28 protein-coding genes are annotated in these 23,722 nt (G+C 64.1%); 18 read left to right on the top strand and 10 right to left on the bottom strand.

Features of this window, described 5'->3' with window-relative positions; genetic code table 11:
• Positions 1–107 precede the first annotated feature (107 nt).
• Positions 108–1,130, top strand: a complete 1,023-nt coding sequence (locus EN786_RS01225; protein WP_127285893.1) for a glycosyltransferase family 1 protein — start codon at positions 108–110, stop codon at positions 1,128–1,130.
• A gap of 248 nt (positions 1,131–1,378) precedes the next feature.
• On the top strand, positions 1,379–2,296 hold the full coding sequence (locus tag EN786_RS01230) for a hypothetical protein (RefSeq protein WP_245478193.1): 918 nt from the start codon (positions 1,379–1,381) through the stop codon (positions 2,294–2,296).
• A gap of 61 nt (positions 2,297–2,357) precedes the next feature.
• Here EN786_RS01230 and EN786_RS01235 read toward each other — a convergent pair whose 3' ends face one another.
• The 3 genes from EN786_RS01235 to EN786_RS01245 all read right to left on the bottom strand — a co-directional run bounded on the left by EN786_RS01235 (position 2,358) and on the right by EN786_RS01245 (position 3,856).
• The gene (locus EN786_RS01235; RefSeq protein ID WP_127285886.1) at positions 2,358–2,717 is read right to left on the bottom strand and encodes a tRNA-binding protein; all 360 of its coding nucleotides are present in this window, start codon (positions 2,715–2,717) and stop codon (positions 2,358–2,360) included.
• Positions 2,718–2,735: 18 nt separating this feature from the next.
• Positions 2,736–3,236 (bottom strand): YbjN domain-containing protein, encoded by a 501-nt coding sequence (locus tag EN786_RS01240; protein ID WP_127285885.1) that lies wholly within the window; start codon positions 3,234–3,236, stop codon positions 2,736–2,738.
• Positions 3,237–3,553: 317 nt separating this feature from the next.
• Complete coding sequence (locus EN786_RS01245) at positions 3,554–3,856, bottom strand: accessory factor UbiK family protein (protein WP_127285884.1); 303 nt, start codon at positions 3,854–3,856, stop codon at positions 3,554–3,556.
• Between the two features lie 182 nt (positions 3,857–4,038).
• Here EN786_RS01245 and EN786_RS01250 point away from each other — a divergent pair, with 182 nt between their 5' ends.
• From EN786_RS01250 to EN786_RS01280, 7 genes are all read left to right on the top strand, one after another.
• On the top strand, positions 4,039–4,278 hold the full coding sequence (locus EN786_RS01250; RefSeq protein ID WP_127285883.1) for a BrnA antitoxin family protein: 240 nt from the start codon (positions 4,039–4,041) through the stop codon (positions 4,276–4,278).
• A gap of 105 nt (positions 4,279–4,383) precedes the next feature.
• Positions 4,384–5,238 (top strand): prolipoprotein diacylglyceryl transferase, encoded by an 855-nt coding sequence (lgt, locus tag EN786_RS01255; RefSeq protein ID WP_127392946.1) that lies wholly within the window; start codon positions 4,384–4,386, stop codon positions 5,236–5,238.
• The gene (locus EN786_RS01260) at positions 5,235–6,302 is read left to right on the top strand and encodes a class I SAM-dependent methyltransferase (RefSeq protein ID WP_135907923.1); all 1,068 of its coding nucleotides are present in this window, start codon (positions 5,235–5,237) and stop codon (positions 6,300–6,302) included. The genes lgt and EN786_RS01260 overlap by 4 nt, the downstream gene beginning before the upstream one ends.
• 103 nt (positions 6,303–6,405) lie before the next feature.
• On the top strand, positions 6,406–7,200 hold the full coding sequence (gene pgeF, locus EN786_RS01265) for a peptidoglycan editing factor PgeF (protein ID WP_135907926.1): 795 nt from the start codon (positions 6,406–6,408) through the stop codon (positions 7,198–7,200).
• Complete coding sequence (locus EN786_RS01270; protein ID WP_127282829.1) at positions 7,200–8,351, top strand: Xaa-Pro peptidase family protein; 1,152 nt, start codon at positions 7,200–7,202, stop codon at positions 8,349–8,351. Before pgeF ends, EN786_RS01270 begins: the two co-directional genes overlap by 1 nt.
• 54 nt (positions 8,352–8,405) lie before the next feature.
• Entirely contained in the window at positions 8,406–9,014 is a 609-nt protein-coding gene (locus EN786_RS01275; RefSeq protein WP_127282828.1) for a hypothetical protein, read from the top strand.
• Between the two features lie 154 nt (positions 9,015–9,168).
• A complete protein-coding gene (locus tag EN786_RS01280; protein ID WP_006202540.1) occupies positions 9,169–10,104 on the top strand; it encodes a ribose-phosphate pyrophosphokinase in 936 nt (311 codons plus the stop codon).
• A gap of 12 nt (positions 10,105–10,116) precedes the next feature.
• Here EN786_RS01280 and EN786_RS01285 read toward each other — a convergent pair whose 3' ends face one another.
• Positions 10,117–11,001 (bottom strand): helix-turn-helix transcriptional regulator, encoded by an 885-nt coding sequence (locus tag EN786_RS01285; RefSeq protein WP_127282827.1) that lies wholly within the window; start codon positions 10,999–11,001, stop codon positions 10,117–10,119.
• A gap of 111 nt (positions 11,002–11,112) precedes the next feature.
• Here EN786_RS01285 and EN786_RS01290 point away from each other — a divergent pair, with 111 nt between their 5' ends.
• Positions 11,113–12,357, top strand: a complete 1,245-nt coding sequence (locus EN786_RS01290; RefSeq protein WP_127282826.1) for an MFS transporter — start codon at positions 11,113–11,115, stop codon at positions 12,355–12,357.
• A gap of 212 nt (positions 12,358–12,569) precedes the next feature.
• Positions 12,570–13,319 (top strand): SDR family oxidoreductase, encoded by a 750-nt coding sequence (locus EN786_RS01295; protein ID WP_127310950.1) that lies wholly within the window; start codon positions 12,570–12,572, stop codon positions 13,317–13,319.
• A gap of 68 nt (positions 13,320–13,387) precedes the next feature.
• Here EN786_RS01295 and EN786_RS01300 read toward each other — a convergent pair whose 3' ends face one another.
• Positions 13,388–14,230 (bottom strand): alpha/beta hydrolase, encoded by an 843-nt coding sequence (locus tag EN786_RS01300; RefSeq protein WP_127282825.1) that lies wholly within the window; start codon positions 14,228–14,230, stop codon positions 13,388–13,390.
• A gap of 153 nt (positions 14,231–14,383) precedes the next feature.
• Between EN786_RS01300 and EN786_RS01305 the strand changes: the two genes are divergently transcribed.
• Entirely contained in the window at positions 14,384–14,842 is a 459-nt protein-coding gene (locus EN786_RS01305) for a MarR family transcriptional regulator (protein ID WP_126059384.1), read from the top strand.
• On the opposite strand, the gene EN786_RS01310 is transcribed toward EN786_RS01305, so the two are convergent.
• Positions 14,806–15,477 carry a glutathione S-transferase family protein gene (locus EN786_RS01310; RefSeq protein ID WP_127282824.1) on the bottom strand — a complete coding sequence of 224 codons (672 nt, stop codon included), beginning with the start codon at positions 15,475–15,477 and terminating at the stop codon, positions 14,806–14,808. The genes EN786_RS01305 and EN786_RS01310 overlap by 37 nt on opposite strands.
• A gap of 352 nt (positions 15,478–15,829) precedes the next feature.
• Here EN786_RS01310 and EN786_RS01315 point away from each other — a divergent pair, with 352 nt between their 5' ends.
• The 5 genes from EN786_RS01315 (at position 15,830) to EN786_RS01335 (ending at position 19,461) form a co-directional block, all read left to right on the top strand.
• Positions 15,830–16,471: a 50S ribosomal protein L25/general stress protein Ctc gene (locus EN786_RS01315; protein WP_127282823.1), complete on the top strand. Its 642-nt coding sequence runs from the start codon at positions 15,830–15,832 to the stop codon at positions 16,469–16,471.
• Positions 16,472–16,492: 21 nt separating this feature from the next.
• On the top strand, positions 16,493–17,218 hold the full coding sequence (gene pth, locus EN786_RS01320) for an aminoacyl-tRNA hydrolase (RefSeq protein WP_127310104.1): 726 nt from the start codon (positions 16,493–16,495) through the stop codon (positions 17,216–17,218).
• Between the two features lie 95 nt (positions 17,219–17,313).
• Positions 17,314–18,417, top strand: coding sequence for a redox-regulated ATPase YchF (gene ychF, locus EN786_RS01325; RefSeq protein WP_127282821.1), 1,104 nt, complete (start codon positions 17,314–17,316; stop codon positions 18,415–18,417).
• A 115-nt stretch (positions 18,418–18,532) separates the two neighbouring features.
• Complete coding sequence (locus EN786_RS01330) at positions 18,533–18,994, top strand: MaoC family dehydratase (protein WP_127282820.1); 462 nt, start codon at positions 18,533–18,535, stop codon at positions 18,992–18,994.
• Positions 18,991–19,461, top strand: coding sequence for a MaoC family dehydratase (locus EN786_RS01335; RefSeq protein ID WP_127282819.1), 471 nt, complete (start codon positions 18,991–18,993; stop codon positions 19,459–19,461). Before EN786_RS01330 ends, EN786_RS01335 begins: the two co-directional genes overlap by 4 nt.
• Before the next feature lie 167 nt (positions 19,462–19,628).
• Here the strand turns inward: EN786_RS01335 and EN786_RS01340 are convergent, their stop codons facing one another.
• From EN786_RS01340 to petA, 4 genes are all read right to left on the bottom strand, one after another.
• On the bottom strand, positions 19,629–20,174 hold the full coding sequence (locus EN786_RS01340; protein WP_127282818.1) for an adenine phosphoribosyltransferase: 546 nt from the start codon (positions 20,172–20,174) through the stop codon (positions 19,629–19,631).
• A gap of 95 nt (positions 20,175–20,269) precedes the next feature.
• Positions 20,270–21,139 carry a cytochrome c1 gene (locus EN786_RS01345; protein ID WP_127282817.1) on the bottom strand — a complete coding sequence of 290 codons (870 nt, stop codon included), beginning with the start codon at positions 21,137–21,139 and terminating at the stop codon, positions 20,270–20,272.
• Positions 21,140–21,159: 20 nt separating this feature from the next.
• Positions 21,160–22,461, bottom strand: a complete 1,302-nt coding sequence (locus tag EN786_RS01350; protein WP_127282816.1) for a cytochrome b N-terminal domain-containing protein — start codon at positions 22,459–22,461, stop codon at positions 21,160–21,162.
• Positions 22,462–22,477: 16 nt separating this feature from the next.
• Positions 22,478–23,038: a ubiquinol-cytochrome c reductase iron-sulfur subunit gene (gene petA, locus EN786_RS01355; protein ID WP_127282815.1), complete on the bottom strand. Its 561-nt coding sequence runs from the start codon at positions 23,036–23,038 to the stop codon at positions 22,478–22,480.
• 312 nt (positions 23,039–23,350) lie between these two features.
• Between petA and EN786_RS01360 the strand changes: the two genes are divergently transcribed.
• Positions 23,351–23,695 (top strand): cupin domain-containing protein, encoded by a 345-nt coding sequence (locus EN786_RS01360; protein ID WP_127282833.1) that lies wholly within the window; start codon positions 23,351–23,353, stop codon positions 23,693–23,695.
• Positions 23,696–23,722 lie beyond the last annotated feature (27 nt).

Raw genomic sequence — 23,722 nt, forward strand, 5'->3', positions numbered from 1 at the left:
GTGCGCTGGAGCGAAGCGCGAGCTGCCGCCTGGTCGCCGTTCCGGCATCGTATCAAGGCAAAAGACGACCTTTCCGGCAAAGGGCCGCCATGCGCATCGGGATCGCCATGCGTATCCTGATGGTCACCGACGCCTGGCGTCCGCAAGTCAACGGCGTCGTCCATACGCTGGAGCGGCTCACCGAAACGCTGAAATCCTTCGACGTCGAACTGGATTTCCTGACCCCGAACATCTTCCGCACCTTGCCGCTGCCGACCTATCCCGATATCCGCCTGGCGCTGACGACGCCTGGCCACGTCGCGCGCCTGATCGATCGGCGCAAGGCCGACCACATCCATATCGTCACCGAAGGTCCGCTGGGCATCATGGCCAGGCGCTATTGCCGCAATGCCGGCCGTCCCTTCACCACCAGCTACCACACCCGCTTTCCCGAATATCTGAGCGCCCGGCTGCCGGTGCCCGAGAGCTGGGCCTATCGCTGGCTGCGCGATTTCCACAATTCCGGTCAGGGCACGCTAGTCGCCACCCAGTCGCTGGCGGACGATCTTGCCGCGCGCGGCTTCAACAAGCTGAAGCCCTGGACGCGCGGCGTCGATACCGACCATTTCCGGCCGGACAAGCGCAAGGACATGGGATTTCCCGGTCCGGTCTTCCTGTGCGTCGGCCGCGTCGCGATCGAGAAGAACCTGGGCGCCTTCCTCGACCTCGATTTGCCCGGCAGCAAGGTCGTCGTCGGCGAAGGGCCGGAGCTGGCGAAGCTCAAGGCACGCTATCCCAACGCCCATTTCCTTGGCCATCGCCCGAATGACGAACTGGCCGAGATCTATGCCTCGGCCGACGTCTTCGTCTTCCCGAGCCGCACCGACACCTTTGGCAACGTCATCATCGAGGCGCTGGCCAGCGGTACGCCGGTCGCCGCCTATCCGGTCACCGGACCGATCGACATTGTCGGCGACGGCGTCGGCGGCGCGGTCTCCGAAGATTTGCGTGAGGCTGCCCTTGCCGCGCTCCACGTCGACCGCAACGAGGCGCGCCAGCGCGCCATGCGCTACAGCTGGAAGGCTTGCGCGGAAATGTTCCTCGACACGGTCGAGGAAGCGCTGGGAACGACGCACAAGCTGGCGGCCTGACCGTTGGCAGTTGTGTGGCCTCTTCGATGCCGCCCTCTCGTGCATTTCCCGCAGAAGATCCCGAACATCGACAATTCGCCAAAGTCTTCCGCGTGAAGTTTTTGAGATGCGCTGAGAGACCGAGGGCCGACGAGCTTAAATCCCGCGAGCGTGTTCCTTGCGAGACCTTGCGCGACAGTTGATCGCAGTGCATTATTCTGCGTGTGTAGTTCCTAGCGGGAGCGACGCCGATTTCAACGCTGGACGAATTGCCTGCCGTATCGCCGAAACGTCGCCTCCTGCGCGTCGGTAAGACCGTTGCGACGGTGTTAGGCTATTGCCGGGCGAATGCCTGGCCACTCTTCGTGGCCGCCTGGGTTCCCTGCTTTCTGATGACGCTCTGTCTGGCGGCGCTTGTCCTTATTCTCTTTGCCGATCCGGAGCAGGTGCCTGCCTGGCTCCTATCGCAAGGCTTTGCCCACGGGACTTGGCTTTCCGCGATTGTTGCCGCGCCGTTCTCGGCGATGGTCTTTGCATTCGTCCTGGATCGCATGGCAAACGCGCCCGAGCGCGGCCATATCGTTGTTCGACGCGGCATTGACCGAGTCAAACGCTTCGCTATCCCGGGCGTGCGCTTTGAGCTCGGCCAACGGATTCTTCTGGCTGCGTTGCTTCTCGCGGCCGTCCAGCTTCTTTGCGGCTTTGCGGTCGCCGGCGAGCACAGACTGTTTGTTGCCGGCCTACTGGCCACACATGACCTGCCGCTCAGCCCCGAGGACGTCGCTTCCTGGGCGATGGCGAGGGGAATCTTCAACATGCTTGTGGGCGGTTTCATACTTGCCTGGGAATATCTCCTTGTCGGCGATTTTCTCTGGACGGGCTCGTTTGATCCAGTCGGGTGCTGGCGTGCGCTCGACGGCAATCGTCTGCGTTTCGTCGCCATAATGTTCATCGTTTTCGCAATAGTTGCCATACTCAAATATGGGCTGGGCCTCGCCGTAGGCTTGATCCTGATTCCCGCGGACGGCGCGTCGCCTTCCTTCTTGAACCGTATGCTGATGCATTTCGGACTGGCCTGGCCGTTCGACGGCCTGCATCTGGTGCTCTCGGCAGCAGCGGTCGGAACTATTCTCGGCGCGTTCCGGACTCCAGCCATCGCTTCAGTCCGGCCGGCTGCAGCACCGTGATGGCGCTCGCCGGGGCTTGCTGGCGGCGCTGTGTGGATGACTGTAGCCTGCTCGCTAAATCCTAGAACAGCCGTCCGCCGTCAGGCACCTTGCGCTCAATGGCGCCGAGCACCACGGCGCCCTCCTCGTCGGGAAAGCCGAGCGTCAGCACTTCCGACATGAACTTTCCGATCTGGCGCGGCGGGAAATTGACCACCGCGAACACCTGCCGGCCGACAAGCGTCTCCGGCGCATAGTATTTGGTGATCTGCGCCGACGATTTCTTCACCCCGATCGCAGGGCCGAAATCGATCTTCAGCTTGAATGCCGGCTTGCGCGCCTCGGGGAAAGGCTCGGCCTCGATGATGGTGCCGGCGCGAATGTCGACCCGGTCGAAATCGGCGAAACTGATTTCGGGCTTGCGCGCGCCACTCGCACTCATCTTGGATCCTGATCCGGCTCAGGCGGTGCCGTAGGTCTCGAACAGCACGCCGGCAAGCGCGTCCTTGGCCGAGGTCCCCGACCAGACAACGAACTGGAAGGCCTGGAAATAGCATTCGCAGGCCTCGAGAGCCGACGACAGCAGCACCTCGACCTGCTGGCTCGACGGCTCGACCCCGCCGGCAAGCAGCAGCGACTGGCGGAACATGATCGCGCCCTCCTGCTCCCACAGGTCGAAATGGCCGAACAGCATCTGCTCGTTGATCAACGACAAGAGCCGCATCACCTCCAGCGCGCGCGTCTCGGGCACCTTGATGTCGAAGGCGCAGGCCAGATGCAGCGCCTCGAAATCCTCCATCCAGGAGAAGGAGACATGATAGTCGGTCCAGCTTCCCGCCACCGAAATCGAAATCTCATCGTCGCCGGCACGCTCGAACGACCAGTCATTGTTGTGGGCCACCTGCTCGATGACATCCACCGGGTGGATTTCGCGGGAGAATTCGAGTTCGAGAAGTTCCATGGATGCTTCCTGTGTTCAGGGGAGCGCCACACGCTCCGCGGGGCACACACGACGAACAATCTTGTCTAGAACTCGGACGGCCAGGAACTTCGTCAAACGCAAAGACCCCAGACCGGACCCCACCGCCCGGCGCATGACCCTGCTTCGAATCATGCAACAAATTCAGTCTATTGATCGGGAGTCGCGTGACCAGCCCAATTTTTCGCACTGCGTCATTCGCATGTGGAAAGGCGCTGTCACGATGATTCATGCAATGCCGGTAAGCGATTCACGGCAAAGCGCTTTTTCGGATTGTGCTTTGTGGAAAAGTTTAACGATTATTTTTTCGTTTTGGCCTTCGTCGCCGCCGCTGGTGCGGCCTGCCCGGTGAGTTCGGCAAGCTTCGCCTCGAGCGCCTCGATGCGGGCGGCGAGCAGGACGTTGTCTTCACGGGCTTTCACCGCCATCTCGCGTGCGGCCTCGAACTCCTCGCGCTGCACCACGTCCATGGTATTCAGGATGCGCTCGGCCTGGCCCTTGAAGGCCGTCTCCACTTCGCGCCGCACGCCTTGCGCGGCGCCGGCGGCATCCGTCATCAGCTTGGCGAATTCATCGAGAATGCGGTTCGGTCCGGTCGACATGGCAAATCCTCGCTTGCTCGATTTGACGTAGTGGCGCGCGGCGCGGAATGCAAGAACGTTGCGGCGGCTGCGGCATCGCACCTCGCCGGCCGAGCCTGTACGTGATGGCGCCACGTGGCCTATTGTAGTGCTTTCAAGTCGACCTGCGTCAAGCACGAGTCGCTCTCAGTCAGGGTCAACCAATGACAACGCCCCCGCGCCGACCGACAAATCCGATGGCAGCCGCGGAGGCTGCCTTCAAGCCGATCAAGAAACCGGCGACCCCAATTCGCGAACCCTCAGCCGCGCCGAACGTAAGAGAGCTTGTTTCGATCAGAATCGATCGTGCCGTGCTGGACCACTTCCAGGAAGACGGTCCCGGCTGGCAGGACAGGATCAATGACGCTCTAAGGCGGATGGTCGGCGGCAAGCTTCAGGATTGACCCCGCCATCTGCGGCGGCCAAGGCAACCACCACCTTGCCTTGACCCTGCCAAAACCCTGCCGCATGGTCCGCGCCCGAAACCAGACCGCACCCGGGAGACCCTGTTGAGCGAATATTTCCTGCTGCCGCTGGCCTCCCTGCCCTTCCCCAACATTGACCCGGTCATCGTCCAGATCGGCCCGCTGGCGGTGCACTGGTACGGCGTCGGCTACATCGTCGGCATCCTCTTTGCCTGGTGGTACGCCAAGCGCCTCGTCACCAATGCCAGGCTGTGGCCGGACGGCGCCTTGCCGATGAAACCGGAGGATCTCGACGACTTCATTGTCTGGGCAGCGATCGGCGTCGTGGTCGGCGGGCGCGCCGGCTATGTGCTGTTCTACGACCTGGCGCGCTACATCGCGCATCCGCTCGACATCGTCGCCGTCTGGCAGGGCGGTATGTCGTTCCATGGCGGCCTGCTCGGCGTCATCCTCGCCATGACGCTGTTCTCCTTCAAGCGCGGCATCCGCACATGGACGCTGTTCGATGTGGTGTCGGCGGGCGTGCCGGTCGGGCTTGGCCTTGTGCGCGTCGCCAACTTCATCAATTCCGAGCTCTGGGGGCGACCGACCGACGTGCCATGGGCGGTGGAATTCCCCAATGGCGGTCCGTTCTCGCGCCATCCGAGCCAGCTTTACGAAGCCCTCCTCGAAGGCCTGGTGCTGTTCCTCGTGCTGCGCTTCCTCACCCATTCCAGGCTGAAGCTGAAGACGCCGCGCTTCGTCGGCGGCGCCTTCATCTGCGGCTACGGCCTGTCGCGCATCTTTGTCGAATTCTTCCGCGAGCCGGACCAGCAGCTCGGCTACCTGCTCGGCACCAACTGGCTGACCATGGGCATGATCCTGTCGACGCCCATGGTGCTGGCCGGCATCTGGGCGATGGCCACGGCCAGGCCGGTGACGCAGACGCAACCGGCATGACGCGGCTGAAGACCCGCATCATCGATCTCATCGGTGCGGTGGGGCCGATCCCGGTCAGTGAATACATGGCGCTTTGCCTGTTCGATCCCGAGGATGGCTATTACACCACCCGCGAGCCTTTCGGCGCGGCGGGCGATTTCGTCACCGCGCCGGAGATCAGCCAGATGTTCGGCGAGCTGGTCGCCGTCTGGCTCTACCAGGCCTGGCAGGCTTCTGGCCGGCCGCTGCCCGCAACCATCGCCGAGATCGGCCCCGGCCGCGGCACGCTGATGAAGGACATGCTGCGCGCCGTCCTGCGGCTCGATCCCGGCTTCGCCGCCGGCGTCTCGTTCGCCATGATCGAGACCAGCCCGCGCCTGGCCGAAATCCAACAGCGGACGCTTGCGGACCACACGGTCAAGCTCGACTGGCACCAAACCATCGAGACGCTGCCGAAAACGCCGCTCTTCATCGTCGGCAACGAACTGTTCGACGCCGTGCCCATCCGCCAGTTCGTTCGGACCATCTCCGGCTGGCGCGAACGCATGGTCGGCCTCGACGACGAGGATGGCCTGCGCTTCTTCGCCGGCGCCGGCTCGGTCGATCCCTCCCTGCTGCCAGCGGGCGCCGCCGACGCCCCGGAAGGGGCTGTGGTCGAAGTGGCGCCTGCCCGCGCGGCGCTGATGGCGGCCATTGCCGAACGGATAGCCAGACATGGCGGCGCCGGCCTGTTCATCGACTACGGCCATCTTCAGCACGGCATCGGCGACACGCTGCAGGCCTTGCGCAAGCACGATCACGACAATGTGCTGGCCAATCCCGGCGAGGCCGATCTGACCGCGCATGTCGATTTCGCTGCCCTCGCCGCCGTGGTCCGAGCCCACGGGCTCGATGTCCAGATGACGACGCAAGGCGACTTTCTGCTCGGCCTGGGCCTGCTCGCGCGCGCCGGCCAGCTTGGCGCCAAGGCCGATGACAGCGTGCGGCAGGCCATTTCCGACGCGGTCGAGCGTTTGGCCGGACCGGATACGATGGGCGAGCTCTTCAAGGTATTGAAAATCCAGCCGAAAGTGGGCACGTCCTGATCCGCCGACGAGGCCCGGTCGGCATCGGACGCACGCCGCCTGTTCGAGCCTCGTTCCGAACTTCGCCTTGACGAAATCCTCGGCGCGGACAACAAACCCATCCATGCTTGATCAGACCAAACCGGATCCTGTTCGCTCGCCGCTGCTCGACGCCGCCAGGACGCACGGCATCCGCCACGGCTATTTCACCCGCATTGGCGGCGTCTCCGCCGGCATCTATCGCGGCCTCAATATCGGCACCGGCTCGAATGACGACCAGGAGCGCGTCGCCGAGAACCGCCGCCGCGTCGCCGACTGGATGGGCGTGCCGGCCAGCCATTTGCTGACCGCTCATCAGGTCCATTCGCCCGATGTCGTCATCGCCAGGGAACCCTTTGCCGGCCCGCGCCCCCAGGCCGACGCCATCGTCACCGACCGGCCGGGCATTGCCGTCGGCGCCTCGACGGCCGATTGCGGGCCGGTACTGTTCGCCGACGCCGAGGCGCGCGTCGTCGGCGCCGCGCATGCCGGCTGGAAAGGCGCCTTCGCCGGCGTGCTTGAAAACACCGTTGCGGCGATGGAAAGCCTCGGCGCCCGCCGCGAGCGGATCGTGGCGGTTCTCGGACCGTCGATCGGGCCGGAGAATTACGAGGTCGGCCCGGAATTCGTCGCTCGTTTCGTCGACGCCGATGCTGGCAATGTCAGCTATTTCGCGCCCTCGGCAAAGCCCGGCCACGCCATGTTCGACCTCAACCTCTATACCGTCGACCGGCTGAGAAAGGCCGGCGTCACCGCCGAGGGGCTCGGCCGCTGCACTTACACTGAAGAAGACCTTTTCTATTCCTACCGGCGCACCACCCATCGCAAGGAAGCGGATTACGGGCGCCAGGTTTCGGCAATTGTTTTGGAGAAAGAATAATGGCGTTGCACTTCGAACGATCGGAATTCGACGCGCGGCGCGACCGGCTGATCATCGAGATGACGGAGAAGAAGCTCGACGCCGTGCTCCTGTTCGCGCAGGAGAGCATGTACTGGCTGACCGGCTACGACACGTTCGGCTTCTGCTTCTTCCAGTGCCTTGTGGTGAAGGCCGACGGCTCGATGGTGCTGCTGACCCGCTCCGCCGATCTCAGGCAGGCGCGCCAGACCTCGATCATCGACAACATCGTTCTGTGGACCGACCGCGACGGCGCCAATCCGGCGATCGACCTGCGCAACCTGCTCAACGAACTCGATCTGCTCGGCGCCCGCATCGGCGTCGAATACGACACCCACGGCCTGACGGCGTATAACGGCCGCCGCCTCGACGAGCAGTTGCAGACCTTCGGCCAGATCGCCGATGCCTCCGGCATCGTCGGCCGGCTGCGCCTGTTCAAGAGCCCGGCCGAGATCGCCAAAGCCGAAAAGGCCGCCAGCCTCTCCGACGACGCGCTCGACGCGGCCCTGCCGCTGATCAAGCAGGGCGGCGACGAAGCGCTGATCCTCGCCGCCATGCAGGGCGCGGTCTTTGCCGGCGGCGGCGACTACCCGGCCAATGAGTTCATCATCGGCTCCGGCGCCGACGCGCTGCTTTGCCGCTACAAGGCCGGTCGCCGCAAGCTGACCAAGAACGACCAGCTGACGCTCGAATGGGCCGGCGTCTTCCACCACTATCACGCGCCGATGATGCGCACGGTGCTGACCGGCAAGGTTTCGAAGCGCCATCAGGAGCTGTTCGATGCCGCCCGCGCCGCGCTTCTGGCGGTGGAGAAGGCGATGACGCCGGGCAACACCTTCGGCGACGTCTTCGACGCGCACGCCCGCACGCTCGAAGCCCACAATCTGACCAAGCACCGGCTGAACGCATGCGGCTATTCGGTTGGGGCCCGCTTCACCCCGTCCTGGATGGACATGCCGATGTTCTATCAGGGCAATCCCGAGCCGATCGCGCCCAACATGACGCTGTTCGCCCACATGATCATCATGGACTCCGAAACCGAGACTGCGATGACCCTGGGCCGCACCTACCTGACCACCGAATCGCAGCCGAGGCCGCTGTCCCGCCATGATCTCGACTTGATCGTACAGTGAATCCATAATGGCAGGTTCGCGAGGGGCGTTCTTCGCCAGGGAGTTTTCAGGCAGATGAGACGATCGCAGGTGACGACCGTGTCATTGCTTGCCGCGTTGGCGTTGGCCGCCTGCACCAATGCCAAGGACGTTCTGGAACCCTCGGCCATCACGCCGCCGGCGGCCTCGGCGCAGACCCTGCCTGCCACTCAGAGCAATACGGCAACCACGACCGTTCCAGCGCCGTCGACGACTGCCCCGGCTGTTTCGTCGCCGGCTCCCGCTTCACCGGGCCAGAGCACCGCCGCCCTCGCCAGGACAAGGCTGCAGGTGGCGCCGATCGTCGGCGCCTCGGTGGAATCCGCGGCACCGCTGACGGCCGAGCTGCAGACGCGCGCCAGGCAGCGCGGCATCACGCTTGCCGGCAGCACCGACCAGACCGCCACGCATGTGCTGAAGGGATATTTCTCGGCGATCTCGGAAGGCAGCGACACCACCGTGATCTACGTCTGGGACATTTACGATCCCTCGGGCAACCGGCTGCACCGCATCAACGGCCAGCAGAAGGCGCCTTCGGTCAAGGGCGGCGACGGCTGGACGGCGGTCGCGCCGGCGACCATGCAAGGCATCGCCGACCAGACGATCGACCAGTTCGCCGCCTGGCTCGGCGGACAGGCCGGCTGAGCTGTTGCCGGCTTTCATCGCCTGCGACGTTTTTGACCTTGGCCGACGGAATCCCGATCACGAGGCTTGCAATACCGGCGCGGGCCGCTAAAAGCCCGCATCAAAGGCTCATGAGAGTCTGTCCGGTCTCTCCATCCTTCACCAGGAACGGTGCATGAAGCTTTTCGCGGGCAATTCCAACAGGGTGCTGGCCGAGGCGGTCGCTCGCTATCTGAACATCCCGCTGGGGAAGGCCAGCGTCCGGCGCTTCGCCGATCAGGAGATCTTCGTCGAGATCCAGGAGAACGTGCGCGGCGAGGATGTCTTCATCCTGCAGTCCACCTCCTTTCCGACCAACGATCATCTGATGGAACTGCTCATCATGATCGACGCCTTCATGCGCTCCTCGGCGAAGCGCATCACGGCGGTCATCCCCTATTTCGGCTATGCCAGACAGGATCGGCGCGCTTCCGGCCGCACGCCGATCTCGGCCAAGCTGGTCGCCAACATGATCACGCGCGCCGGCGTCGACCGCGTGCTGACGCTCGATCTCCATGCCGGCCAGATCCAGGGCTTCTTCGATATCCCGACCGACAATCTGTTCTCGGTGCCGGTGATGGCCCGCGACGTGAAGGCGAAATACAAGCAGCTCGCCAACGTCGTCGTCGTCTCGCCCGACATCGGCGGCGTGGTGCGGGCGCGGGCGCTGGCCAAGCGCTTCGATGCGCAGCTCGCCATCGTCGACAAGCGCCGCGAGCGTCCGGGCGAATCGGAAGTGATGAACATCATCGGCGCCGTCGCCGGCAAGGATTGCCTGCTGATCGACGACATCGTCGATTCCGGCGGCACGCTGTGCAACGCGGCCGACGCGTTGCTCGCCAACGGCGCCACCAGCGTCACCGCCTACATCACCCATGGCGTGCTCTCGGGCGGCGCGGTCGCCCGCATCAGCGGCTCGAAGCTGCAGGAACTGGTGATCACCGATTCCATCCAGCCGACCCAGGGCGTGCTCGACGCGCCCAACATCCGCGTCATCTCGATCGCCGACCTGATGGGCGAGGCGATCTCGCGCACCGCGACCGAGGAATCGGTCTCGAGCCTGTTCGACTAGACCCCTGCTAGACTAGACCATTGCGTTTTCCGGTCTGGTCGGTCCGCTCAGCCGCCGCACTCCCTCCCCGGCATCGCGCGCGCCGCGCATATAGCCGCGCGGCGAGGCGCCCAGCATGCGCTTGAACATGGTGATGAAGGCCGGCACGCTGTCATAGCCGAGGTCGAGCGCTACCCTGGTGATCGGCTCGCCGTCGGCAAGCCTGGGCAGCGCCGCGAACAGGCACGCCTGCTGGCGCCATGTCGACAGCGACAGCCCGGTCTGGCGATGGAAGGCGCGGGTGAAGGTACGGCGGCTCATGCCGGCGGCGTCGGCCCATTCGTCGATCGTCGCATGCGGCGAGGGTTCGGCGACGAAGCGCCGGCAAAGCGCCGCCAGTTTCGGATCCGACGGGAACGGCAGGCCGAGCGGCCGTTCCGGCAGGTTCGGGATCTCATGCAGCAGAAGCCCCATGATCAGCCCGCCGCGCCCTTCGAGCTCCGCGCCCTGCGGCAGCTTTTCCGATTCCACGATCAGGCTGTGCATCAGCTCGGTGATGCCGACGACGCGCAGTCCCTCCGGCAGGCCGGCAATCGCGTTCGGCATCACATAGACCGAACGCATCGAGACATCGCCCAGCATCTCGACGGAATGCTCGATCCCGGCGGGGATCCACATCGCGTGGTCGGGCGGCACCATCCAGCGCCCGTGTTTCGTCGTCACCAGCACGACGCCGACCAGCGCATGCAGCAACTGGCTGCGGCTGTGGCGATGCAGTGGCACGTGATAGCCGTCGGGATATTCGGTTGGCAGCGCCACCGCTGGGCCGACAGCCTCCTCCAGCCACTGCCAGCGGCTCTGGTGCAGCCGGCCGAGTTCGGCGGCATCGCCCTTGAAGACTTCCCTGCCATGCGGCATTGGCAATGGCCCACTTGCGAAACTATTGGACCAAACCACGAAAGAAGTCGCTTTGCAACCATCCTATAAGGCTGCCTGCGGATCGTTGCCTAGAAGTCCACGGAGCATGCCTTGACCGACACCACAGCCACCGCCGTCGCCACTCCGGCGCCGGCCAGCCACGCTTCGGCGCAAGCGACGGCCTTCACCGTCATTCTTGCGGTGAGCTTCTGCCACTGCGTCAACGACATCATGCAGTCGCTGCTGTCGGCCATCTATCCGCTTCTGAAAGACAACTACGGCCTCGATTTCTGGCAGATCGGGCTTTTGACCTTCACCTTCCAGGTGACGGCGTCGCTGCTGCAGCCGCTGATCGGCGCAATCACCGACAAGCGTCCGATGCCCTATTCGCTGCCTTGGGGCATGGCCTCCTCGCTGATCGGGCTGATCGTGCTTGCGCATGCCGGCCACTACTGGCTGCTGCTGATCGGCGCCTCGCTGATCGGCATCGGCTCGGCGATCTTCCATCCGGAATCCTCGCGCATCGCCCGCTTCGCGTCGGGCGGCCGCTACGGTCTTGCCCAGTCGCTGTTCCAGGTCGGCGGCAATTTCGGCCAGGCGATGGGGCCGCTGCTCGCTGCCTTCATCGTCGTGCCCTTCGGCCAGACCAGCATCTCCTGGTTCGCCGTCGGCTCGCTGATCGGCATCATCGTCCTGTGGCAGGTCGGCGGCTGGTACAGCCGGCTGCGCGCCTCGCTCGCCAGCCGCAAGCAGGCCAGCTTCGTCTCGCCCTTCCCGCGCCGCAAGGTCATGTGGGCACTGGCGGTGCTGACGCTGCTGGTGCTGACCAAGAACGCCTACATCGCCTCGATCTCCAGCTACTACACCTTCTACGCCATCCATAAGTTCGGCGTTTCGGTGCAAATGAGCCAAGTCATGCTGTTCCTGTTCCTCGGCGCCTCGGCGCTGGGCATCCTGCTCGGCGGCCCGTTCGGCGACCGCTATGGCCAGAAGGCGATGATCTGGTTCTCGATCGTCGGCGTGCTGCCGTTCACGCTGGCGCTGCCCTACGCCAACCTCGAATGGACGATGGTGCTGACGGTGCTGATCGGGCTCATCCTGTCGTCAGCCTTCTCCAACATCGTCGTCTTCGCGCAGGAACTGGTGCCTGGTCGCGTCGGCATGATTGCCGGCATCTTCTTCGGCTTCGCCTTCGGCATGGGCGGCATCGCCGCCGCCGTGCTCGGCGTCCTGGCCGACATGAAGGGCATCGACTTCGTCTACCAGGTCTGCTCGTATTTGCCGCTGCTCGGCCTGCTGACGGTGTTCTTGCCGAACATGAAGGAAGCGCGGAAGGCGGAAGCGGCGACCCGTTAAGGAACCGCCGATCTTCGGGACTCGACGTGAGCTCGTGGCAGTTGCCACGCGCTCATGGATTCTCTCCCACACGCCAGGCGAAAGCCTGTTAGTGTTTGAAACGTGTGCGCGACATCACGAGACGTAGCGCGAACGCCTTCAACTTGAACTAAGGTGCCGGGCTCAGCGCCCGATCGGTGCGCTGCGCTACGAGCGAGATGAGGCAATCTGTAGTGTCCAGACTTAAAGACAAGGTCGCGCTGATTACCGGCGGCACCAGCGGCATCGGTCTGGCGACGGCGCGGCGCTTCATTGAGGAGGGCGCTCGTGTCGCCATCACTGGCACCAACACGGGCCGTCTCGAGGAGGCCCGCAAGATTCTTGGCGGCGATGCGTTTGTCATCGCCGCCGACGCCGGCGATGTTACGACGCAAAACGATATCGCGCGACAGATCAGCGAAACCTTCGGCAGGCTCGACGCCGTCTTCCTCAACGCCGGCATCGCCGATCTACGCCCGCTCGATGACTGGACCGAGGCGGCGTTCGACAGGAGCATCGATATCGACCTCAAAGGCCCGTATTTCCTGATCAAGGCCCTGGTGCCGCTGCTTTCGAACCCGTCCTCGATCATCCTCAGCGGCTCGGTCAACGCGCATATGGGAATGGCCGGGACACACGTCTATTCGCTCGCCAAGGCCGGCATGATCTCGCTCGCCAGAACGCTCTCCGGCGAACTGATAGGGCGCGGCATCCGCGCCAATGTGATCAGCCCGGGTCCGATCGACACGCCGCTCAACGACAAGCTCGGGCTGGATGCCGAAGCGGCGAAGGCGCGCGCCAAGGCGGTGGTCGGCCTGGTGCCTGCCGGTCGTTTCGGGACCGCCGAGGAAATTGCCAACGCAGTGGTTTTTCTCGCTTCGGACGAATGCCCGTTCATCGTCGGTGCGGAAATTCTGATCGACGGTGGCTTGAGCATCGCCTGATATCGGCACGGCCTGACCCAAGAACACCCGCCAGATGGCGGGTGTCTTTTGTTATGTTCCGAAAGGCCTTACGCCTTGAAGAAGGCCAGAAGGTCGGCGTTGATGATGTCGGCATGGGTCGTGGCCATGCCATGCGGAAGACCCTTGTAGACCTTGAGCTCGCCCTTCTTGAGCAGCTTGATGGCGAGCAGCGCGGAGTCCGCGATCGGCACGATCTGGTCGTCGTCGCCATGCATCACCAGCACCGGCACGTCGATTGCCCTAAGGTCCTCGGTGAAGTCGGTTTCCGAGAATGCCTTGATGCAGTCGTAGTGCGCCTTGGTGCCGCCCATCATGCCCTGGCGCCACCAATTGTCGATGACGCCTTGCGAGACTTCGGCGCCGGGACGGTTGAAGCCGTAGAACGGGCCGGCCGGAACATCGCGGAAGAACTGGGCGCGGTTGGCGGCCTGGGCGGAGCGGAAGCCGTCGAACACCTCGATAGGCAGGCCGCCGGGATTGGCCGCGGTCTTGAGCATGATCGGCGGCACGGCGCCGATCAGCACCGCCTTGGCGACGCGACCGCCAGCGCCGTACTTGGCAACGTAGCGCGCCACTTCGCCGCCGCCGGTGGAATGGCCGACATGGATGGCGTTCTTGAGGTCGAGATGCGCAGCGAGTTCGGCGACATCGGCGGCGTAGGTGTCCATCTCGTTGCCGGTATCCGTCTGGGTGGAACGGCCATGGCCGCGCCGGTCATGAGCGATGACGCGATAGCCCTTCGACAGGAAGAACAGCATCTGGGCGTCCCAGTCGTCGCTGCTCAACGGCCAGCCGTGATGGAAGACGACAGGCTGGCCGGTTCCCCAGTCCTTGTAGAAAATCTCGGTTCCGTCCTTGGTGGTGATCGTGCTGCTGCCGGGCTTGGTCATCTCAATCTCCATTGATTATTTTCGCGATAATCAATATCGCGACAACGATATCGTTAGCGCAGATCGAAACCCCTGTCCACAAGAAATATGTATCGCGATATCATTTTCCGTGGTAAACATTGCGAAATGCTCAGTCGGCAAAGGGAATTCGCCGTGCCTCTCCCGTTGGACAATCAGCTCTGTTTCGCCCTCTACGCCACGAGCATGGCGATCAACCGCACCTACAAGCCCATGCTCGACGAGATGGGCATCACCTACCCGCAATATCTCGTGCTCAACGCCCTGGGAGAGGCGGATGGCATGTCGGTCGGCGCGATCGCGCGCAGGCTGGCGCTGGAATCGAGCACCGTGACGCCTCTGGTCAAGCGCATGGAGCAGGCCGGTCTTGTGAGCCGCCAGCGCAGCCATGCCGACGAGCGCCAGGTGCAGGTCGATCTCACCGTGGCCGGCCGGGCGCTGCTCACTCAATGCAACTGTCTGGGTGAAACGCTCATCGAGCGCTCCGGGATGACATTGGCCGAGATCGATTCGCTCACCCAAAAGGTCTGGGCCTTGCGCGAGGCGCTCGCTGCCGATCAGACCGCTGTTCCGGGCCGACCGTTGGAAATGTAACTCTTCACGCGCGGCAATGGCGGCGCCTCGAGACCCGCGAAAGGGTCGCGCCATGCATCGATCGCCTCGAGTTGGTCATACCAGCGGCGTATCGACGGATAGTCGTCGAGCGGCAGCCCGGCAGCATCGTTGAAGGGCAGAAACGTCGCCATGCGAAAGTCGGCGTACGAGACGGAATTTCCGACCAGCCACTCCCTTTGCGCGAGCACCGGGGCGAGGATGGCGGCAGCCGCGTGGAAAACCCTGAACCCTTCCTCGACCAGGGCCTGGTCGATAGGACCCAGCCCCCAGCGCTGCTTGGTGCCGCGCTCGAAATGCACCATGTCGCAGCCTCTGGCGAAATTCTCCTTGCCCCAGCTTATCCAGCGGATCATGTCCGGCTCATCGTCCCCGCCGCGCCAAAAATTCGAGCCCACCTCGCGGGAGAGCCGGCAGGCGATGGCGTCGGCCTCCCACAGGCTCCATCCGGAGCCGACCAGTATCGGCAAGGTCAGATTTGGGTTGAGCACGCGATAGCGCTCGGCCTGCCCCGATGCCATGGGTGAGGCGAATTCGAACGTAACGTCCGCTTTGAGATGGCGCGCCGTCGCGACTCCGAGGCGAGGATTGGGATTGCGGCTGAACAGGAGTTTCATATCGAATGCTCGCGGGTTGGTTGAGACAACTGCCGCAGGACGATTGAAGCCTGCCCGATCCTACATCCGGACGGACGGGGAATCTTGACTGTATGCTTTCGACATTGGAAATGTCGCGAAAGCCTTTCAGACCAACCGCTTGCGCCTGCGCCCGCCTTCCGCTATAGAGCCGCCACCCGCGTAGACACCCTTGGAGGCAACGCGGCGGAAGGCTGCCTTCCCTTGTGATCCCGAACAAAGGTCCGCTTCTGGCGGCCACCGGCGTTCGGACATCCAGGCCTGGCGGCTTTCGACGTTTCGGCTGGGCATATTGCCTGCCGCAAACGCTCCATAACACGCGAAAGGAAATGCCATGAGCCACGATACTTACGAGCTCAAGGCCGAAGCGCGCGAACAGGTCGGTAAGGGGTCCGCCCGTGCAGTTCGCCGTAACGGTAAAGTGCCTGCAGTGATTTACGGCGACAAGCAGCCTCCCCTGGCGATCGCCCTCAACTACAAGGACGTCTACTACAAGATCCACGGCGGCGGGTTCCTGACCACGGTCGCCACGATCGATGTCGGCGGCAGCAAGATCCAGGTTCTGCCCAAGGACTTCCAGCTCGACCCGGTCAAGGATTTCCCGGTCCATGTCGACTTCCTGCGCATCGGCAAGGACACCGAGGTCAATGTCGACGTGCCTGTCCACTTCATCAATGAGGACAAGTCGCCCGGCATCAAGCGCGGCGGCGTGCTCAACATCGTGCGTCACGAGGTCGAGTTCCACTGCCCGGCCAACGCGATCCCGGAGTTCATCACCGTCGATCTCGCCGGCACGGATATCGGCGACTCGATCCACATCTCGGCGGTTACGCTCCCGGCCGGCGTCAAGCCGGTCATCGCCGACCGCGACTTCACCATCGCCACCATTGCCGGCTCGTCGGCGATGAAGCCCGAGGTCGAAGAGACGGTCGAGGCGGCAGCGCCCGAAGCGGCTCCGGCCGCCGAAGAGAAGTAATTTTCCCGCCCGGAGACGACGATGCTTGTGTTCGCAGGCCTCGGCAATCCGGGCGCGAAATATGCCAACAACCGGCACAATGTCGGTTTCATGGCGGTGGACGCGATCGCCCGCCGCCATTCTTTTTCGCCCTGGTCGAAGAAATTCCAGGGCCTGATCGCCGAAGGCACGCTCGCCGGCGAAAAGATCCTCCTGGTCAAGCCGCAGACCTTCATGAACCTGTCCGGCCAGGCGGTCGGCGAGGCGCTGCGCTTCTACAAGCTCGAGCCTGCCGCGCTCACCGTTTTCTATGACGAGATCGACCTTGCCGCCGGCAAGGTTCGGGTCAAGGTCGGTGGCGGCTCCGGCGGCCACAACGGCATTCGCTCGCTGGACGACCATATCGGCAAGGCCTATCGCCGCGTGCGTGTCGGCGTCGGCCATCCGGGCGTCAAGGAAATGGTGCACGGCCACGTGCTTGGCGACTTCGCCAAGGCGGACCGCGAATGGCTCGAGGTTCTGCTCGACACCATCGCCGACGACGCCGGCCTGCTGGCCAAGGGCGACGACAATTCCTTCATGAACCGCATCACGCTCGCCCTGCGTGAAAAACTGACGCCAACCGGCGACGACGACCGCCCGCCGCCCAAGGCGGCGAAGGCGCAGAGCCACATCCGCCAGGCCAGGCCGCAGCAGGCGCCGGCAAAGCTGCCCGAAACCGGCCCGATGGCGGCCATGCTGAAGAAGCTGTTCGGCGGCAAGGGCTGAACGTCGCCGGGGATGGCGGCCGAGGGCTTGACGTTCGTCACCCCTTTCGCCCATAGCCCTGATCAAATTTCGATTTCCCGATAGGACCGGACAAAATGGGTTTCAAATGCGGCATCGTCGGCTTGCCTAATGTCGGCAAGTCGACGCTCTTCAACGCGCTGACCAGGACGGCGGCGGCGCAGGCCGCCAACTATCCGTTCTGCACCATCGAGCCCAACACCGGCGAGGTCGCAGTGCCGGACTCCCGCCTGCAGAAGATCGCCTCGATCGCCAAGTCGAAGGAGATCATCCCGACGCGCATCTCCTTCGTCGACATCGCCGGCCTGGTGCGCGGCGCCTCCAAGGGCGAAGGGCTGGGCAACCAGTTCCTCGCCAACATCCGCGAGGTCGACGCCATCGTCCATGTGCTGCGCTGCTTCGAGGACGACGACATCACCCATGTTGAGGGACGCATCGACCCCGTCGCCGATGCCGAGACGGTCGAGACCGAGCTGATGCTCGCCGACCTCGAAAGCCTCGAGCGCCGCATCGTCCAGTTCCGCAAGCGCGCCGCCGGCAAGGACAAGGAAGCGATGAGCGTGCTGCCGATGATGGAGGCGGCGCTCGAACTGCTGCAGGCCGGCAAGCCGACCCGCATCCTGTTGAAGGGCATAGCGGCGGAGGATCTGCGCATCCTGCAGGGGCTCAACCTGCTCACCTCACACCCGGTTCTCTACGTCTGCAACGTCGCGGAAGCCGATGCCGCGACCGGCAACGAGCACTCCAGGGCCGTGGAAAAGATGGCCGCTGCGCAGGGCGCCGGCACTGTCGTCATCTCGGCGGCGATCGAAGCCGAGGTTGCCCAGCTTTCCGACGACGAGGAGATGGAGTTCCTCGCCTCGCTTGGCCTCGACGAACCGGGTCTCAACAAGGTGATCCGCGCCGGCTACGACCTTTTGCATCTCATCACCTATTTCACCGCCGGGCCGAAGGAGACGCGCGCCTGGACCATTCACAAGGGCGACAAGGCCCCGCAGGCCGCCGGCGTCATCCACACCGATTTCGAGCGTGGCTTCATCCGCGCCCAGACCATCGCCTACAACGACTTCGTCACCCTCGGCGGCGAAGTTGCGGCCAAGGAGGCCGGCAAGGCCCGCGATGAAGGCAAGGAATATGTCGTCCAGGACGGCGACGTGATGCTGTTCAAGTTCAACACCTGACGGTCCGGGATACGCGCGGCTGGCTCACCAGAAATGACTTGACCAAACGCCTGTTGGCCGGCATCCGGGGTGCCGATCCTAACGGGATCGCGCGTTCGTCAACCGGATCCGGACCATGACCGCAAAGACCTGGGCCTATGAGGATTTCGTCGAGGGCGCCTCGCTCGACCTCGGTGTGAAGCACGTATACGCCGCCGAGATCATCGAATTCGCCAGCGAATTCGATGCCCAGCCGATGCACCTCGACGAGGCGGCCGGCAAGGCGAGCATCCTCGGCGGCCTGTCGGCTTCGGGCTGGCACACCTGTGCGATGTTCATGCGCATGCTGTGCGATGCCTTTTTGCTCGACTCGACTTCGCAGGGATCGCCCGGCATCGAACACGTCAAATGGAAGAAGCCGGTGCTCGCCGGCGATACGCTCAGCGGGACGGTGACCGTCCTTGCCAAGCGCCAGTCCAAATCGCGGCCTCAGCTCGGCCTCGTCACCATGCGCAGCGAACTCTTCAACCAGCGCGGCGAGAGCGTCTTCGAGCTCGAGAACACCGGCATGTTCCTGACCCGGGAGGCCGCGGCGTGACGCTCGACGAGTTCTTCCTGATCGGCCACACCGTCACGCTGGGCTCGCACAAATTCGAGCCCGACGAGATCAAGGCCTTCGCCCGCAAATACGACCCGCAGGTCTTCCATGTCGATGAGGAGGCCGCGAAGAAGAGCGTGCTCGGCGGCTTGTGCGCCTCCGGTTGGCACACCGCCGCCACCTGGATGAAGTACAATCTCGAAAAGCGCATGGAGACCGAGGGCGTGCGCTGGACGGGCCCCGGCCAGCAGCCCGAATTCGGCCCCTCGCCCGGTTTCCGCAACCTGAAATGGCTGAAGCCGGTCTATGCCGGCGAGACCGTGACCTTCACGCGCACCGCGCTCGCCCACCGGCCACTTGCCGCGCGCCCCGGCTGGAACCTGCTGACGCTGCGCTGCGAAGCCTTCGATTCGACCGGCGACAAGGTCATCGAGTTCGACAGCGCGGTGCTGGTGAAGGTGGAGTAGCCTCTTCCTTCTCCCCGTTTACGGGGAGAAGGTGCCCGAAGGGCGGATGAGGGGCGGCACCGGCGCAGGTGTCTCAAACTCGACCGCCGCGCTTGCCCCTCACCCTGGCTCCGCTCGCGTTGCTCGCTGCGCGTCCCTCTCCCCGTAAACGGGGCGAGGGAGAAGTGCTAATGCCCCTCGAAGCCGATCAGCGTCCTCACCGGCACGCCGAGCGCTTCGAGCTTCTCGCGCCCGCCGAGGTCAGGCAGGTCGATGACGAAGCAGCCGGCGACGATGTCGGCGCCGATTTGCCTGAGCAGCTTCACCGCAGCCTCGGCGGTGCCGCCGGTGGCGATCAGGTCGTCGACGAGTATCACCTTCTCACCGGGCGAAACGCCGTCCTTGTGCATCTCCATCTCGTCCAGCCCGTATTCCAGGCTGTAGGCGACGCGCACCGTCTCATAGGGCAGCTTGCCCTTCTTGCGGATCGGCACGAAGCCGGCCGAAAGCTGGTGCGCGACGGCGCCGCCGAGGATGAAGCCGCGCGCCTCGATGCCGGCGATCTTGTCGACCTTCAGTCCGACATAGGGATGCACCAGCTCGTCGATGGCGCGGCGGAAAGCGCGCGCATTGCCGAGCAGGGTGGTGATATCGCGGAACAATATGCCCGGCTTCGGATAATCCGGAATGGTGCGGATGGCCGCGAGCAGCGTTTCTTCGAGAGAGGATTTCATGGGCGGTTGATCCGTTGCCGTACAGTTTTGCCGGCTAGCGGCCGAAAAGAAAAGGGCGCCCTTCGGCGCCCTCGCATTTTTCCGGTCGCAGTCGCTCAGTGGGCGACGTCGGCCCACACCTTGCGCTTGGTGAGATAGACCAGCGCGCCGAACAGGAGCAGGAACACCAGCACGCGGAAGCCGGTCTTCTTGCGGTCCTCAAGGTGCGGCTCGGCAGCCCACATCAGAAAGGCCGAGACGTCGCGGGAATACTGGTCCACTGTCTGCGGCGAACCGTCGTCATAGGTCACCTGGCCGTCGGAGAGCGGCTTCGGCATCTTCAGCGACACGCCGGACAGGAAGTACGGGTTGTAGTGCGTGCCCTCGGGGATCACCATGCCGGCCGGCGGCGTCTGGTCGTAGCCGGTCAGCAGCGAGTGGATGTAGTCGGGGCCACCCTGGGCGTACTGGGTGAAGATGTCGAAGACGAAGCGCGGGAAGCCGCGCTCGACGCCGCGCGCCTTGGCGAGCAGCGACATGTCGGGCGGAGCGGCGCCGCCATTGGCCGATGCGGCGGCCTGTTCGTTCGCGAACGGCGCCGGGAAGTGATCGGACGGCTTGCCCGGGCGGTCGAACATGTCGCCGGCATCGTTCGGGCCGTCGTGGATGGTGTATTCGGCGGCCAGCGTCTTCACCTGCCCGTCCGAATAGCCGAGCCCTTCCAGTGTGCGGAAGGCAACCAGGTTCATCGAATGGCAGGCCGAGCAGACTTCCTTATAGACCTTCAGGCCGCGCTGCAGCTGGGCCTTGTCGTAGGTGCCGAACGGTCCGGCGAAGCTCCAGCTCATTTCCTTCGGCTCGTCGATGGGGAAATGCGTCGGTGCCGCCGCGTTATGTGCCTCTTCGGCGATGGCGCCTGCACCTGTCATCCAGGTGCCCGCGGCCACCAGGCCAAGCAGAGCCAGCGAGGTGAGAATCTTTTTCATACCCAAATCCCCTTAGATTCTCAGCCCTTGGTTTCCGGCGCGGCGTTCGCGCCGGCCGGATGTCCGCCGCCGCCCTTGTTCTTTTCCAGCACCGCCTCGGTGATCGAATTCGGCAGCCTGCGCGGCGTCTCGATCAGCCCGAGCACCGGCAGCGCGACCAGGAAGAAGGCGAAGTAGAACAGTGTCGCCATCTGCGCCATGAACACATAGCTGCCTTCGGCCGGCTGCGAGCCCAGCCATCCGAGCAGGATGGCGTCGGCCACGAACAGCCAGAAGAACAGCTTGTACCAGGGGCGGTAGACCGCCGAGCGCACCTTGGACGTGTCGAGCCACGGCACCAGGAACAGCATGGCGATGGCGCCGAACATGCACAGCACGCCGCCGAGCTTGGAGTTGATCGGCCCGATGTTGAAGGTGATGGCGCGCAGGATCGCGTAGAACGGCAGGAAGTACCATTCCGGCACGATATGGGCAGGCGTCTTCAGCGGGTTGGCGACCGTGTAGTTGTCCGGGTGGCCAAGGAAGTTCGGCAGGTAGAAGACGAAATAGGCGAAGACGAACAGGAACACGATCATGCCGAACGCGTCCTTGATGGTGGCGTAAGGCGTGAAGGCAACGGTATCGGTCTTCGACTTGACCTCGATGCCGGTCGGGTTCGACTGCCCGACGACATGCAGCGCCCAGATATGCAGCACGACGACGCCGGCGATCATGAACGGCAACAGGTAATGCAGCGCGAAGAAGCGGTTCAGCGTCGGGTTGTCGACGGCAAAGCCGCCGAGCAGCAGTTCCTGGATCCAGTTGCCGACCAACGGAATGGCGCTGAAGAAGCCGGTGATGACGGTGGCGCCCCAGAAGCTCATCTGTCCCCAGGGCAGCACATAGCCCATGAAGCCGGTCGCCATCATCAGCAGGTAGATGATGCAGCCGAGGATCCACAGCAGCTCGCGTGGCGCCTTGTACGAGCCGTAATAGAGGCCGCGGAAGATGTGGATGTAGACGGCGACGAAGAAGAACGAGGCGCCGTTGGAATGCAGATAGCGCAGCAGCCAGCCCGAATTCACGTCGCGCATGATCTTCTCGACCGAATCGAAGGCGAGCGTGGTGTCCGACGTGTAGTGCATGGCCAGCACGATGCCGGTCAGGATCTGCGACGCCAGCATGATCGACAGGATGCCGCCGAACGTCCACATGTAGTTGAGGTTGCGCGGCACCGGATAGGCGACGAAGCTGTCATAGACCAGCCTGGGCAGCGGCATGCGGGCGTCGAACCAGCGTCCGAGACCGGTCTTGGGCGTATAGGTCGAGTGTCCCTCGCTCATCGAAATATCCCCTGCCTCAACCGATAAGGATCTTGGTATCGGAAATGAACTTGAATACCGGCACCGCCATGTTCTCGGGCGCCGGGCCTTTGCGGATGCGGCCGGCGGTGTCGTACACCGAGCCGTGGCACGGGCAGAACCAGCCGCCGAAATCGCCTTCCTGGCCGAGCGGGATGCAGCCGAGATGGGTGCAGACCTGGACCATGACCATCCAGGCTTCCTTGCCGGGCGTCGTGCGGTTGGCGTCGGTCGCCGGAGCGTCGGCCGGCAAATTGGCGTTGCGGGCGATCGGGTCCTTCAGGTCGGCGAGATTGACGGCCTCGCCGTCCTTCATCTCCTTCTCGGTGCGATTGCGCACCACGACCGGCTTGCCGCGCCACTTCACGATCAGCGAGGTTCCCGGCGTCAGCGACGAGACGTCCACTTCGACCGAGGCCAGTGCCAGCGTCGAGGCGTCCGGGCGCATCTGGTCGATGAACGGCCATGCGACGGCCCCCGCGCCGACAACGGCGGCCGTGCCGGTGGCGACATAGAGGAAATCACGACGGTTGGGATCGTGGGTATCGGTTGCGCTCACGGGTGCCTGATCCTTTCGCCTCTTCCGTGCCGGCGGCCGAGCCTTGTCCCCGCTCAATCGCGCCGGCCCGACAGCGCATGGCGAACAGGCTAGCGAATTCCTCCGGCATTTGGAGTTCGGTTTATGCGTGAAGCCCGTTTTTGTCCAGTCGGGTGAAGGCACAAGGTCAGATTGTCGCGGGGGTAAAATCCGATGCCGGACGGCGCTGCGCCGAAGGGTCGCCAAACAGCCCGAAACGACCGCAAAAACAACGGCGATCATTGCCACGCCTTTGCCTCGACAGTCGGCGCCGGCTCGGTCTATTCTGCCCTCATGGCGCACGTCATCGACCGCGACAAATGGGCCAGGATGCCCGACCGTTGGCAAGGCGAGCTCGAATGCGGCGCCTGGGGCTCCAACTCCTGCCTGATCTTCAATTATCTGCCCGGAACGGGCGGCGGTCCGCGCCTGCACCGGCATCCCTACGCGGAGATCTTCATCGTCCGCCAGGGCAGCGGCCTGTTCACGGTCGGCGACCGGGAGATCGAGGCATTCGCCGGCCAGATCGTGATCGTGCCGCCCAACACGGCGCACAAATTCACCAATCTCGGCCCCGGCCCGCTGGAGACCATAGATATCCACGAGAACGGCAGCTTCGTCACCGAGTGGCTGGAGTAGATCCCCGGTACGGCAAGAGACCCGAAG

This window comes from Mesorhizobium sp. M4B.F.Ca.ET.143.01.1.1, assembly GCF_004792275.1.
In the GTDB taxonomy this organism is placed as follows: Bacteria; Pseudomonadota; Alphaproteobacteria; order Rhizobiales; family Rhizobiaceae; genus Mesorhizobium; species Mesorhizobium abyssinicae.